Genomic DNA, 609 nt, shown 5'->3' on the forward strand with positions numbered 1-609 from the left:
TTAGGGCATATTCCACAGGATCGCCATAAGCACGGGTTAGTGTTAGACTTTCCAATTGGCCAAAATATCGTCTTGCAAACGTATTATCAACCACCTTTCTCGAAAAATGGCTTTTTAAATCAGAAAGAAATTGATAAAAAAGCGAAAACATTAATTGAAGAGTATGATGTGAGAACACCTGGCATTCATACGCCTGCACGTGCTCTTTCTGGTGGAAATCAGCAAAAAGCAATCATCGGCCGTGAAGTAGACCGAAATCCGGATGTATTAATCGCGGCACAGCCAACTCGTGGTCTGGATGTTGGGGCAATTGAGTTTATCCATAAACGTTTAATTGAACAGAGAGATAAAGGCAAAGGCGTCCTGCTTCTATCGTTTGAACTAGATGAAATATTAAATGTAAGTGATCGAATTGCCGTTATTTTTGAAGGGGAAATTATTGCTATCGTTAATCCGAAAGAAACAACAGAACAAGAATTAGGATTATTAATGGCAGGATCGAATGACAATAAAGTAGGTGTGGAGAAAAATGTCTAATACAGTAAAGAAAATTAGTATTCCTATCGTATCCGTTCTGCTTGGCATACTAGTAGGAACCATTATTATGCT

At 38.3% G+C, this 609-nt stretch carries 1 pseudogene; it reads left to right on the forward strand.

Features of this window, described 5'->3' with window-relative positions:
- Positions 1-537 (forward strand): annotated as a pseudogene (locus ACTXGU_RS22320) (heme ABC transporter ATP-binding protein); the annotation flags it as partial.
- Between the last annotated feature and the right edge of the window lie 72 nt (positions 538-609).

Origin of the sequence: Niallia sp. 01092, from assembly GCF_052318935.1 — a bacterium.
Classification (GTDB): domain Bacteria; phylum Bacillota; class Bacilli; order Bacillales; family Cytobacillaceae; genus Niallia.